The 12084-nt window shown below is 58.7% G+C and carries 13 protein-coding genes; 12 read left to right on the top strand and 1 reads right to left on the bottom strand.

All coding sequences use genetic code 11. From position 1 onward, the window contains the following. Positions 1-51: 51 nt before the first annotated feature. Genes fliN through flhB form a run of 6 tightly spaced genes read left to right on the top strand, consistent with a single transcriptional unit; the run spans position 52 to position 3913 of the window. Entirely contained in the window at positions 52-507 is a 456-nt protein-coding gene (gene fliN, locus ACRC4F_RS28215) for a flagellar motor switch protein FliN (protein ID WP_438662293.1), read from the top strand. Beyond that, positions 508-957 (top strand): flagellar biosynthetic protein FliO, encoded by a 450-nt coding sequence (fliO, locus tag ACRC4F_RS28220; protein ID WP_438662294.1) that lies wholly within the window; start codon positions 508-510, stop codon positions 955-957. Continuing rightward, positions 957-1715 carry a flagellar type III secretion system pore protein FliP gene (gene fliP / locus ACRC4F_RS28225; protein WP_007948917.1) on the top strand — a complete coding sequence of 253 codons (759 nt, stop codon included), beginning with the start codon at positions 957-959 and terminating at the stop codon, positions 1713-1715. Before fliO ends, fliP begins: the two co-directional genes overlap by 1 nt. Then, positions 1712-1981, top strand: coding sequence for a flagellar biosynthesis protein FliQ (gene fliQ, locus ACRC4F_RS28230; RefSeq protein WP_219095676.1), 270 nt, complete (start codon positions 1712-1714; stop codon positions 1979-1981). The genes fliP and fliQ overlap by 4 nt, the downstream gene beginning before the upstream one ends. Before the next feature lie 3 nt (positions 1982-1984). Beyond that, positions 1985-2770: a flagellar biosynthetic protein FliR gene (gene fliR, locus ACRC4F_RS28235; protein WP_438662295.1), complete on the top strand. Its 786-nt coding sequence runs from the start codon at positions 1985-1987 to the stop codon at positions 2768-2770. 3 nt (positions 2771-2773) lie between these two features. Next, a complete protein-coding gene (gene flhB / locus ACRC4F_RS28240; RefSeq protein ID WP_438662296.1) occupies positions 2774-3913 on the top strand; it encodes a flagellar biosynthesis protein FlhB in 1140 nt (379 codons plus the stop codon). A 90-nt stretch (positions 3914-4003) separates the two neighbouring features. On the opposite strand, the gene ACRC4F_RS28245 is transcribed toward flhB, so the two are convergent. Next, positions 4004-5110 (bottom strand): hypothetical protein, encoded by a 1107-nt coding sequence (locus ACRC4F_RS28245; RefSeq protein WP_438662297.1) that lies wholly within the window; start codon positions 5108-5110, stop codon positions 4004-4006. 460 nt (positions 5111-5570) lie between these two features. Here ACRC4F_RS28245 and flhA point away from each other — a divergent pair, with 460 nt between their 5' ends. The 6 genes from flhA to ACRC4F_RS28275 all read left to right on the top strand — a co-directional run bounded on the left by flhA (position 5571) and on the right by ACRC4F_RS28275 (position 12081). Next, positions 5571-7700, top strand: a complete 2130-nt coding sequence (flhA, locus tag ACRC4F_RS28250) for a flagellar biosynthesis protein FlhA (protein ID WP_438662298.1) — start codon at positions 5571-5573, stop codon at positions 7698-7700. Between the two features lie 11 nt (positions 7701-7711). After that, complete coding sequence (gene flhF / locus ACRC4F_RS28255; protein ID WP_438662299.1) at positions 7712-9046, top strand: flagellar biosynthesis protein FlhF; 1335 nt, start codon at positions 7712-7714, stop codon at positions 9044-9046. Positions 9047-9162: 116 nt separating this feature from the next. After that, positions 9163-9993, top strand: a complete 831-nt coding sequence (gene fleN, locus ACRC4F_RS28260; protein WP_003222917.1) for a flagellar synthesis regulator FleN — start codon at positions 9163-9165, stop codon at positions 9991-9993. Continuing rightward, a complete protein-coding gene (gene fliA, locus ACRC4F_RS28265; protein WP_007894214.1) occupies positions 9990-10730 on the top strand; it encodes an RNA polymerase sigma factor FliA in 741 nt (246 codons plus the stop codon). Before fleN ends, fliA begins: the two co-directional genes overlap by 4 nt. Before the next feature lie 168 nt (positions 10731-10898). Further along, a complete protein-coding gene (locus ACRC4F_RS28270) occupies positions 10899-11270 on the top strand; it encodes a chemotaxis response regulator CheY (RefSeq protein WP_003183998.1) in 372 nt (123 codons plus the stop codon). Between the two features lie 22 nt (positions 11271-11292). Beyond that, on the top strand, positions 11293-12081 hold the full coding sequence (locus ACRC4F_RS28275; RefSeq protein ID WP_438662300.1) for a protein phosphatase CheZ: 789 nt from the start codon (positions 11293-11295) through the stop codon (positions 12079-12081). Positions 12082-12084 lie beyond the last annotated feature (3 nt).

The following is a 12084-nucleotide window of genomic DNA, read 5'->3' on the forward strand; positions in this document are numbered from 1 at the left end:
CCCTATTAATTGGCTGCTCTTGATTGAGCAGTAGCCCGCCGAGGACACATGATGAACGACGATATGAACGCCCAGGACGACCAGGCACTGGCTGACGAATGGGCCGCCGCCCTGGAAGAAACCGGTGACGGCCAAGCCGATATCGACGCTTTGCTGGCTGCCGACGCTGCCGGTTCGCCATCCAGCCGTTTGCCGATGGAAGAGTTCGGCAGCGTGCCGAAAAACAACGACCCGGTCACCCTGGACGGTCCGAACCTCGACGTGATCCTCGACATTCCGGTGTCGATTTCCATGGAAGTGGGCAGCACCGACATCAACATCCGCAACCTGCTGCAACTCAACCAGGGTTCGGTGATCGAGCTCGATCGCCTGGCCGGTGAGCCGCTGGACGTGCTGGTCAACGGTACCTTGATCGCCCACGGCGAAGTGGTCGTGGTCAACGAAAAGTTCGGCATCCGCCTGACCGACGTGATCAGCCCAAGCGAACGTATCAAGAAGCTGCGCTAAGTGAAAAAGGTTCTAGGGCTTCTGCTTGCGTTGCCGTTCAGTGTTCTGGCAGCCGAACCGGTGGCCACGGCGGCAACGGTCGCGGCTACGCCAGCGGCCGGTAGCGGTGTGGCCGGGCAACTGACGCAGTTGGTGTTCGGCTTGCTGCTGGTGCTGGGGTTGATCTTCTTCCTCGCCTGGCTGTTGCGCCGGGTCCAGCAAGCCGGGCCGGCCGGCAAAGGGCAGGTGATCGAGATTGTCGGTTCCCGTGCCTTGGGGCCCCGTGACCGCTTGATGCTGGTGCAAGTCGGCAACGAGCAGATTCTGCTTGGCCTCAGCCCTGGCACGATCACCGCGCTGCATGTGCTTAAAGAGCCGATTGAAGTGCCGACCACCACCGCGAGCGCGACTCCGGAGTTTGCCCAGCATCTGTTGAAGATACTCGGCAAGGATCAGAAGGATAAGAAGTAATGGGTGCGTTACGCATCGTCTTGACGCTGGCCCTGATGCTGGCTGCGCCGCTGGCGTTCGCCGCCGATCCGTTGTCGATCCCGGCGATCACCCTGGGCACCAACGCCGACGGCGCTCAGGAATACTCGGTCAGCCTGCAGATCCTGCTGATCATGACCGCGCTGAGTTTTATCCCTGCGTTCGTCATGCTGATGACCAGCTTCACCCGGATCATCATCGTCTTCTCGATCCTGCGCCAGGCCTTGGGCCTGCAGCAGACGCCGTCGAACCAGATCCTCACCGGCATGGCGCTGTTCCTGACGCTGTTCATCATGGCGCCGGTATTCGACCGGGTGAACCAGGACGCCTTGCAGCCGTACCTGGCGGAAAAACTCACCGCTCAGGATGCCGTGGCCAAGGCTCAGGTGCCGATCAAGGACTTCATGCTGGCGCAGACGCGCAGCAGCGATCTTGAGCTGTTCATGCGCCTGTCCAAACGTACCGACATCGCCTCGCCGGATCAGGCGCCGCTGACCATTCTGGTGCCGGCCTTCGTGACGTCGGAGCTGAAAACCGCGTTCCAGATCGGCTTCATGATCTTCATTCCGTTCCTGATCATCGACCTGGTCGTGGCCAGTGTGCTGATGGCCATGGGTATGATGATGCTCTCGCCGCTGATCATTTCCCTGCCGTTCAAAATCATGCTGTTCGTGCTGGTGGACGGCTGGGCGTTGATCATCGGCACTCTGGCAAGCAGCTTCGGCGGTGTGTCGCCATGACGCCGGAAGTAGCGGTCGACATCTTTCGCGAAGCGCTGTGGCTGACCACGATGATGGTTGCCGTGCTGGTGATTCCGAGCTTGCTCGTGGGCCTGCTGGTGGCGATGTTCCAGGCCGCCACGCAGATCAACGAACAGACGCTGAGCTTCCTGCCGCGCTTGTTGGTGATGCTGGTGACGCTGATCGTCGCCGGTCCGTGGATGGTGCAGACGTTCATGGAGTACATCCTGCAGCTGTACGGCAGTATTCCTCAGGTCATCGGCTAAACCATGCCGTCGCTGCTGCAACTGACCGATACCCAGATCAGTACCTGGGTGGCGACGTTCATGTTGCCGCTGTTTCGCATCGGCGCGTTGCTGATGGTCATGCCGATTTTCGGTACGAGCCTGGTGCCCACGCGGGTGCGCCTGTACTTCGCCCTGGCGATCACCGTGGTCATTGCGCCGGGCCTGCCGCCAATGCCGCCAATCAATGCACTGGATTTGAGTGCGCTGTTACTGATCGCCGAGCAGATCCTGATCGGTGCAGTGCTGGGCTTTTCCTTGCAGCTGTTCTTCCAGGCCTTCGTGGTGGCGGGGCAGATCGTCTCCATTCAGATGGGCATGGGCTTCGCGTCGATGGTCGACCCTACCAACGGCGTTTCAGTCGCGGTGATCGGGCAGTTCTTCACCATGCTCGTGACGCTATTGTTCCTGTCCATGAACGGCCATCTGGTGGTCTTCGAAGTCCTGACCGAAAGCTTCACTACGATGCCGGTGGGCAGTGGCTTGATGGTCAATCATTTCTGGGAGCTGGCCGGCAAGCTCGGTTGGGTCCTGGGTGCTGCGTTATTGCTGGTGTTGCCGGCGATCACGGCGTTGCTGGTGGTCAACATTGCGTTTGGCGTGATGACCCGGGCGGCGCCCCAGCTGAACATCTTTTCCATCGGTTTCCCGCTGACCCTGGTGCTCGGTCTGTTCATCGTCTGGGTCGGGCTGGCGGACATCATCAATCAGTATCAACCGCTGGCCTCTGAGGCCTTGCAGTTGTTACGCGAACTGGCACGGGCGCGCTGAGTCATGGCTGAGAGCGAAAGCGGTCAGGACAAAACAGAAGACCCCACGGAGAAACGCAAAAAGGACTCCCGGGACAAGGGCGAGGTGGCGCGCTCCAAGGAACTCAGCACCCTGGCGATCATGCTTGCCGGTGCCGGTGCGCTGCTGATTTTCGGCGGTGCCCTGGCGCAAGACCTGATGGAACTGATGCGGATGAACTTCACGCTGTCGCGGGAAGTGATTCTGGATCAGCGCAACATGGGCACCTTCCTGATGCACTCGGGGCTGATTGCCCTGTTGTCGGTTCAGCCGGTGATGATCACTTTAGTGCTGGCGGCGTTGATCGGCCCGATTTCTCTCGGCGGCTGGCTGTTCTCGGCGGGCTCGATGGCGCCGAAATTCAGCCGCATGAACCCTGGCGCAGGGCTGAAACGAATGTTCTCGGCCAAGGCCCTGATCGAGCTGCTCAAGGCCCTGGCGAAGTTTTTCATCGTGCTGTTCGTGGCGCTGGCGGTATTGTCTTCCGACATCGACGACCTCATGCGCATCGCGCACGAGCCGTTGGACATGGCGATCATTCACAGCCTGCAAGTGGTCGGCTGGAGCACCTTGTGGATGGCCTGCGGGCTGATCATCATCGCCGCTGTCGACGTGCCGGTGCAGCTGTGGGAAAGCCACAAGAAACTGCTGATGACCAAGCAGGAAGTGCGCGACGAGCACAAGGATCAGGAGGGGCGGCCGGAGGTCAAACAACGGATTCGCCAGTTGCAGCGCGAGATGTCGCAGCGCCGGATGATGGCGGCCATCCCCGAGGCTGACGTGGTCATCACCAACCCGACGCACTACGCCGTCGCCCTCAAGTACGACCCGGACAAGGGCAGTGCGCCGGTGTTGCTGGCCAAGGGCAGTGACTTCCTGGCGTTGAAGATTCGTGAAATCGCCGTGGCCAACAATGTGCTGCTGCTTGAGTCGCCAGCCTTGGCGCGTTCGATCTATTACTCCACTGAGCTGGAGCAGGAAATTCCCGGTGGGTTGTACCTGGCAGTCGCCCAAGTGCTGGCCTACGTCTACCAGATCCGCCAATACCGCGCGGGCAAGGGCAAGCGTCCGGATCCGCTCAAGGATAACTTGCCGATTCCGCCGGATCTGCGCCGCGATTCTTGATAGCTACGCTGACAAATATTGGCTTCTTTGTGGTCGATCGGCTGGAATGTCCGGGTCGGAGGGGGTAAAAAACCTCCCTTTTTTAGCCGATTATCCTCGGTTGGTAAATTCGAAATTATCGTAAAAGACAATGTCAGTGTGAGTGTTGTGAATTTCTATACGTGCAATACCAGGTGCTGAGAAATCAAGTTGCCAAGGACTGTTGTCGGGATGGTAAGGCTTTAGTGGCTGCTGTCCGAGTCGATTGCCACCTGTGTCATAAAAAACAGCGGTCACAACATTGTGTACATCTCGATACCAGAATCGAACACGTGAAAATGGAGAGTTTAAATCCAGTCGTAATATGGAAATGACTCCTTCGGTGACTAAAGCTTTGCGTTCTATTCTCCCCGGTACGGGGGATCGGCCCACGTCCATGATTCTGACGACTCCCTGTGCTCCTAGATTTGTCACTTTCATACTTGCGAGGGTGAAACTTTGACCCGGAGAGATCGAGCGGTCTGAGTAAGAATCAAAGTTTTCGAACAAATCAGGCTCAGGAACTACTTCGCCCAGTCTCTCCCTCAACACCTTCGAAAACATCAACCGCTGTCCACTTCCCGATTTGTAAACGCTGTAATTGATCAGAGTGTCGATGCCTCGATTTTCTGCGATCCAGTTCGAAGGGAGTGTGAAGGTCGGTGTAACGCCAGTCTGCACTTCGCGCTCGTCGCTTTCCCACGTTGTTTTGCCGGAGGCGCGTATGCGAACGGTGTAACCGTCCTCCATAGCCACGTACCTGACGCTCAGGGTTTTCTGATCTGTTGACAGGGTTGGTGCCAGTAAATCGAACTCGTAAGGGTCGATATGCAGCAGGAGGGTTCTGGAAGGAATCAGCGCGGTGCCTGGTGCGGTGCGCACGGTGTAGTAGACCTTGACCGTATGGCCGATGGCATCGATCACTTCAATGCGTGGGATCCGAATATCAATAGCCCCCGGTGTTCCGACGGTCACCACCTCTGAATGATAGGTGTGCCGAGGATTCTCCCAGGTCACACGAACGGTGTGACCCCGAGCCATGGCGGAGTAATGAGGGACTTGAGCGGTAATGAAATCACGGTAATAGACGCTGTCGAACTCAAGTCGATCCCCTGCGGAACCATGGGCTTCGAGAATTTTCGGATTCGCTGGGTCTGTAACGGCAGTGATCGAGTTCATGAGTTTTTCCCTGTGGGTATGTTGCTCGATTGGGCTGCTCTATCTGGCCTCCAGGGCGCTATTGGTGGCTACTGTCAGATCTGACAGTGGCGACGAGCGGTCGAGTGGTGGGCGGAGGTGGCTCCATCATCCAAAGGCACGCTTTACATGATTGGCAGCAAGCTTGCTGTTGGCGCGATTAGCAAAGAGCAAATCCTGAAAGCAGTTTGATCCTTGTTTCGGGGTCACTGCGCTTAGAGGAGCTGCCTGGTCGGCGAGGCTGCGTTTTAATCGCAGACCTTGCATGAATCCTGCGACTGCTGCGCAGCCGGACGCAACCTCGCAGGCTCGGCAGCTGCTACAAGTCCTTAACAAATCCCTCTATTTCCCACCTCCGCAAAAGTTGGAAGGCTTCTTGCAGTAGCCGCCCTGCGCCTGCTTTGGGCGTCAAAAGTTTGCTTTAAAGGAACGGGGAAAACCGGTGGATCGCTCTCAGTTATTCAACACTGCCCGCACAAACGTTGCCGACTTGAGTCGGGGCAACCTGGGCGTGCCGTTGTTGCTGCTGGTCATGCTGGCGATGATGATGTTGCCGGTGCCGCCGTTTCTGCTGGACGTGTTCTTCACGTTCAACATTGCGCTGTCCATTGTCGTGCTGCTGGTCTGCGTGTACGCCTTGCGGCCGTTGGATTTTGCGGTGTTCCCGACCATCCTGTTGGTGGCGACGCTGTTGCGACTGGCGCTGAACGTGGCCTCCACACGGGTGGTGATGCTCCACGGCCAGGACGGTCACGCCGCCGCCGGTAAGGTGATCCAGGCCTTCGGTGAGGTGGTGATCGGCGGTAACTACGTGGTCGGTATCGTCGTGTTCGCGATTTTGATGATCATCAACTTCGTCGTAGTGACCAAGGGTGCCGGACGGATTTCCGAGGTGAGCGCGCGTTTCACCCTCGATGCGATGCCAGGCAAACAAATGGCGATCGACGCCGATTTGAACGCCGGCCTGATCGATCAGAACCAGGCCAAGCTGCGCCGGATGGAAGTCGCTCAGGAAGCCGAGTTCTATGGCTCCATGGACGGTGCCAGCAAATTCGTGCGCGGTGACGCCATCGCCGGTCTGCTGATTCTGTTCATCAACCTGATCGGCGGCATGGCGGTCGGTATCTTCCAGCACGGCATGACCTTCGGCGACGCCGGCCGGGTGTATGCCTTGCTGACCATCGGTGACGGTTTGGTGGCGCAATTGCCATCACTGCTGTTGTCGACCGCTGCCGCGATCATGGTGACCCGTGCTTCCGGTTCGGAAGACATGGGCAAACAGATCAACCGCCAGATGTTCGCCTCGCCGAAAGCGCTGGCTGTGGCGGCAGGTTTGATGGCGGTGATGGGCCTGGTGCCCGGCATGCCACACTTCTCCTTTCTGACCATGGCAGCCCTGGCCGCCGGTGGCGCATACCTGTTCTGGAAGAAGCAGAACGTGGTCAAGGTCCAGGCCCTGCAAGAGGTCAAGCGTCAGCAGGAACTGCTGCCTTCCCCGGCTCGCGCCATGGAAACCAAGGAGCTGGGCTGGGACGACGTGACACCGATCGACATGATCGGCCTGGAAGTCGGCTATCGCCTGATTCCGCTGGTGGATCGCAACCAGGGTGGTCAATTGCTGGCGCGGATCAAGGGTGTGCGCAAGAAGCTCTCCCAGGACCTCGGCTTCCTGATGCCGACTGTGCACATTCGTGACAACCTCGACCTGGCGCCCAGTGCTTACCGTCTAACGTTAATGGGCGTGATTCTGGCTGAAGCCGAGATTTACCCGGATCGCGAACTGGCGATCAACCCGGGGCAGGTCTACGGCACGCTAAACGGCATAACCGCCAAAGATCCGGCTTTTGGCCTTGAGGCGGTATGGATCGAAATCAGCCAGCGCGCCCAGGCACAATCACTCGGTTACACCGTGGTCGACGCCAGTACGGTCGTGGCGACGCACTTGAACCAGATTCTGTACAAGCACTCCAGCGAACTGATCGGTCACGAAGAAGTCCAGCAACTCATGCAATTGCTGGCCAAAAGCTCACCGAAGCTGGCTGAAGAGCTGGTGCCGGGCGTGGTGTCGCTGTCGCAACTGCTCAAGGTTCTTCAAGCGTTGTTGGCCGAACAGGTGCCAGTGCGCGACATTCGCAGCATCGCCGAAGCCATCGCAAACAATGCTGCCAAGAGTCAAGATACTGCCGCTCTGGTGGCCGCGGTGCGCGTTGGCGTTTCCCGCGCAATCGTCCAAAGCATTGTAGGGACTGACTCCGAGCTACCAGTTATCACGCTGGAGCCAAGGTTGGAACAGATATTGCTCAATAGTCTTCAGAAGGCAGGACAAGGCTCGGAAGAGGGCGTTCTGCTGGAGCCAAGCATGGCAGAGAAACTGCAACGTTCGTTGATCGATGCGGCGCAGCGTCAGGAAATGCAAGGTCAGCCGGTGATTCTGCTGGTGGCCGGCCCGGTTCGCGCGATGCTGTCGCGATTCGGCCGACTGGCAGTCCCGGGTTTGCATGTGTTGGCTTACCAGGAAATTCCTGACAACAAGCAAGTGACCATCGTTGCGACAGTAGGGCCCAACGGCTGAGGTAGTGGTTTATGCAAGTTAAGCGTTTTTTCGCCGCCGATATGCGTCAGGCCATGAAACTGGTTCGTGATGAGCTGGGCGCTGATGCCGCCATTATTGGCAACCGCCGGATCGCCGGTGGTGTCGAGCTGACGGCTGCCCTGGATTACAAATTGTCGGCGCTGGCCCCGCGTGTTCCGAACATGGAACTCGAGGACGAGCTGCGCAAGACCCAGTCGCGGATCGTCACCGCCCAGGCCGAATTGAGCCTGCGTGGCGAAGGCGAGACCGAAGGCGACAAGACCACCAATCGCCAGTTGTTCGCCGGCCTGCCGTTGACCGCCGCCGAGCCGCTGATCGAACCGACCTATGCCGAGCCTCGTCGCGCCGCTCCAGCCCCGGCACCCGCTGCTGGCGGCGTGGACCCACGGGCGTTCGACTCGATGCGTTTCGAGCTCAACAGCCTGCGCGAGCTGATGGAAGTGCAACTCGGCTCCCTGGCCTGGAATCAGCTGCAAGGCAGCCGTCCGGCCCAGGCCAATCTCTGGCGTCGCCTGCAACGCATCGGCCTGTCCGGCCCGTTGTCCCGCGACTTGCTGGCGATGATTACCGACATTGACGAACCCCGTCAGGCCTGGCGCATGTTGCTGGCGCACCTGGCGCGGATGATTGCCACACCGGAAGTCGAGCCACTGGAAGAGGGCGGCGTGATTGCCATGGTCGGCCCTGCCGGCATGGGCAAGACCACCACCCTGGCCAAGCTCGCGGCCCGCTACGTGCTCAAATATGGCGCGCAAAACATCGCGCTAGTGAGCATGGACAGCTACCGTATCGGTGCTCAGGAGCAATTGAAGACCCTGGGCCGGATCCTCAACGTGTCGGTAACTCACGTGGATCCGGGGCAATCGCTGGTGCAGGCGCTGGATCCGTTGCTGCGCAAACGCGTGGTGCTGATCGATACCGCGGGCCTTCAGGCCAGCGATCCGGCACTGCGCATGCAGCTCGAAAGCCTGGCCGGACGTGGCATCAAGTCAAAAAATTATCTGGTATTGGCAACCACCAGCCAGAAACAGGTTCTAACCGCCGCTTATCACAGTTACAAGCGCTGCGGGCTCGCTGGCTGCATCCTGACTAAACTGGATGAAACGGCAAGTCTGGGCGAGGTGTTGAGCCTGGCGATCAGTCATGAATTGCCGGTGGCTTACCTGACCGATGGCCCGCGTATTCCGGATGATTTGCATCTGCCGCGTCGTCATCAGTTGGTCAGTCGCGCCGTAAGCGTGCAAATGCAGGAAGAACCCAGCGAAGAAGCCATGGCTGACATGTTCGCTGATATTTACCACAGCCCGACCAAGCAGGTTGGCTGAGGTACTAATGAACAGTTTTTGTACCTACATCGATGGTCTGCCATGCATTGTTCAGTTGATGAACGCGCAGCCAGTAATGTGGCCTCCGTCTATGCAAGACAAGGTAAAGAAATAACATGGGCAGCATGCATCCCGTACAGGTGATCGCGGTGACCGGCGGCAAAGGTGGCGTCGGGAAGACTAACGTGTCAGTGAACTTGTCCCTGGCTCTAGCTGAGCTTGGCCGTCGCGTCATGCTGCTGGACGCCGACCTGGGGCTGGCGAACGTCGACGTCCTGCTTGGACTGACACCCAAACGTACCCTGGCCGACGTGATCGAAGGCCGCTGTGAGCTGCGCGACGTTCTGTTGCAGGGCCCCGGCGGTATTCGCATCGTCCCGGCCGCGTCCGGCACACAGAGCATGGTTCACCTGAGCCCGGCTCAACACGCCGGCCTGATCCAGGCCTTCAGTGACATCGGCGACAACCTTGACGTATTGGTGATCGACACCGCTGCGGGTATTGGTGACTCGGTAGTCAGTTTCGTTCGCGCAGCGCAAGAAGTCTTGCTGGTGGTGTGCGACGAGCCGACCTCGATCACGGATGCCTACGCGCTGATCAAATTGCTGAACCGCGATTACGGCATGAACCGCTTCCGCGTCCTGGCCAACATGGCCCAGAGCCCGCAGGAAGGTCGCAACCTGTTTGCCAAGTTGACCAAGGTCACGGATCGCTTCCTCGACGTCGCCCTGCAATACGTAGGCGCGGTGCCTTACGACGAAAGCGTGCGCAAGGCTGTGCAGAAGCAGCGTGCGGTCTATGAAGCGTTCCCGCGTTCCAAGTGCGCCCTGGCGTTCAAGGCGATTGCGCAGAAGGTCGACACCTGGCCGCTGCCTGCCAACCCGCGTGGGCACCTTGAGTTTTTCGTCGAGCGCCTCGTGCAACAGACCGCAGGACCCGTCCTATGACAGCCAGTGGCTACAACCTCTACAAGAAGTCGGCACGTGACGCGCAGTACGAGCTGATCGAGCGTTACGCGCCACTGGTCAAACGCATTGCTTACCACTTGCTGGCCCGTCTGCCGGCCAGTGTTCAGGTTGAAGACCTGATCCAGGCCGGGATGATCGGCCTGCTTGAAGTATCAACCAAATATGACGCCAGCAAAGGCGCGAGTTTCGAGACGTACGCGGGCATTCGAATCCGCGGCGCGATGCTCGATGAAGTTCGCAAGGGGGACTGGGCGCCACGTTCGGTCCACCGCAATACCCGCATGGTCAGCGACGCAATTCGCTCGATTGAAGCTAAAACCGGTCGTGACGCTAAAGATCATGAGGTTGCGGCCGAACTCCAATTGAGTCTCGACGATTATTACGGGATTTTGAACGACACCCTGGGCAGCCGGTTATTCAGTTTCGACGATCTGTTGCAGGACGGCGAACACGAAGGGCTGCACGAGGATGGCGCGAGTGCACATCTGGAGCCGTCACGCGATCTGGAAGATGAACGCTTCCAGGCAGCGCTGGCGGACGCGATTGCCAATTTGCCGGAGCGTGAGCGACTGGTGTTGGCGCTGTACTACGACGAAGAGCTGAACCTCAAGGAAATCGGTGAGGTCCTGGGGGTCAGCGAATCTCGGGTCAGCCAGTTACATAGCCAGTGCGCGGCCCGTTTGCGGGGGCGTTTGGGGGAGTGGCGAGCGCGCTGAAGGCAGTGTGGGGACACTGCGAACGAGACCGGTGTGGTTATTGACCCGCACCGGTCGCGATCTGTTGTGCTCCAGACAGTCATCGAGTGCATTGCCGGATTGATTGAAATGGCGCGTCCAGGTGCTGGGCGCGTTTAAGACTGCTTGGAGGTCGAATTGGACAAGAACATGAAAATCCTCATCGTTGATGACTTCTCAACGATGCGGCGGATCATAAAAAACCTGTTGCGTGACCTTGGGTTCACCAACACGGTCGAGGCCGACGATGGCACTACTGCCATTCCGGTTCTCAACAGCGGGAGCATCGACTTTCTGGTAACGGACTGGAACATGCCTGGCATGACCGGTATCGATCTGCTGCGCCACGTACGCGCCGATGAAAAGCTCAAGCACCTGCCGGTGCTGATGGTGACTGCCGAAGCCAAGCGCGAGCAGATTATCGAAGCGGCCCAGGCCGGTGTTAACGGCTATGTGGTCAAACCCTTCACGGCCCAGGCGTTGAAAGAAAAAATCGAGAAGATTTTCGAACGCATCGGTTGATCCACTGCGCCACGGGGGAGCTATGGAGCATAAAGAATCTTCACTGGGCGATTTTGAATCGACCCTGAAAAAACACGCGGTCGAACTGGTCGAAAGCCTTGAAAAAGGCAGGTTCGGCGACGCTGTGCAACTGATCCATGAGCTCAATCAGACCCGTGACCGCGGCCTGTATCAGGAAGTGGGCAAGCTCACTCGCGAGCTGCATAGCGCGATCGTCAATTTCCAGATTGACCCGAACATGCCGCAAGCCGAGGAAGTCTCGCAGATCACGGACGCCACCGAGCGTCTGGGGTATGTGGTCAAGCTGACCGAGGCCGCCGCCAACCGCACCATGGATCTGGTGGAAAACTCCACGCCGCTGGTCAACAGCCTGAGCGACGAAGCCCAGGCGTTGAGCACGGATTGGGGGCGGTTCATGCGTCGCGAAGTCGGGGCTGAAGAGTTCCGCGAGCTGGCCCGGCGGGTCGACGGTTTCCTGACGCGCAGCAGCGAAGACAATCGCACGGTGTCGAGCAACCTCAACGACATCCTGCTCGCCCAGGATTACCAGGACCTCACCGGTCAGGTGATCAAGCGCGTGACCCAATTGGTCACCGAAGTTGAAAGCAACCTGCTCAAGCTCGTGCTCATGGCCAGTCAGGTAGACCGCTTTGCGGGTATCGAACATGACCGTGATGCGATGCTCGCTGAAAAAGATCCGCAAAAACATCTCTCTCAGGGTGAAGGTCCGCAGATTCATGCCGATAAAAGAGAAGACGTTGTGTCCGGTCAGGACGATGTGGACGATTTGCTATCCAGCCTAGGGTTTTAGAAT

The sequence above is a fragment of the Pseudomonas sp. genome, from assembly GCF_051660785.1.
GTDB lineage: Bacteria > Pseudomonadota > Gammaproteobacteria > Pseudomonadales > Pseudomonadaceae > Aquipseudomonas.